This window comes from Sphingomonas segetis (genome assembly GCF_009720245.1).
Lineage (GTDB): Bacteria > Pseudomonadota > Alphaproteobacteria > Sphingomonadales > Sphingomonadaceae > Sphingomicrobium > Sphingomicrobium segetis.
Window position 1 is genome coordinate 1 of record NZ_WJSQ01000302.1, and the last position, 873, is coordinate 873.

Below are 873 nucleotides of genomic sequence, written 5' to 3' on the forward strand. Positions count from 1 at the left end.
TTCGCGCAGGTTCGCGGCCTTGCCGGCGGTCATCAGCAAGGCGCCCGCGTTGAGCGCCACCACGGCGTTATCCGCCTCACCGCCGCGGCCGGACAGCAGCGCGGCGAGGCGGGCGGCATTTTCGGTCGGCGTGCCGCCGGCGATCTGCTGCACCGGCATTCGCTCGAGGCCCGCCTCTTCGGGCGTGATCTCGATCTCCTCGAGCAGCCCGGCGCGCAGCGATACCGCGCGGGTGAAGCCGTGCAGCGCGACTTCGTCGAGTCCTGAGCCGTGCACGATGAGCGCGCGCTCGACTCCCAGTGCCCGCAACGTCTCGGCGATTGGCCGCAGCAGGCCCGGATCTGCGACCCCGAGCAGCTGCACCTTCGGTCGCGCCGGGTTCAGGCACGGGCCGAGCAGGTTCATGATCGTGCGCACCTTGAGCGCTCGGCGGACCGGCCCGGCGTGGGCGATTCCCGGGTGGTAGATCGGCGCGAGCAGGAAGCAGAAGCCGGTCCGGTCGAGAATCTCCCGCGATTCGAGCGGTGACAAATCGAGCCGGGCGCCCAGCGCCTCGAGCACGTCGGCGGAGCCGCACTTCGACGTGAACGAGCGGTTGCCGTGCTTGACGACGGGAAGGCCGCAGGCCGCGGCGACGAGGGCCGCGGCGGTCGAGACATTGATCGAGCCGGAGAAATCGCCGCCCGTCCCGCAGCTATCGGCGAAAAGATAGGCTGGCGTTGGGAAATGCCGAGCCGCGTCGCGCAGCGCCAGCGCGGCGCCGGTCAGCTCCTCGGCGGTTTCGCCCTTGACCCGGAGGGCTACGAAGGCGGCGGCCATCAGCGGCTCGCCGAGCGTGCCCTCGACGATGCGGCCGAACAAGGCACGCGCGTC

1 protein-coding gene is annotated in these 873 nt (G+C 71.1%); it reads right to left on the reverse strand.

Translation table 11 applies throughout. The features are described from left to right. Nucleotides 1-873: anthranilate phosphoribosyltransferase (gene trpD / locus GH737_RS14915; RefSeq protein ID WP_155265541.1), on the reverse strand; the 873-nt coding region annotated here is incomplete at both ends.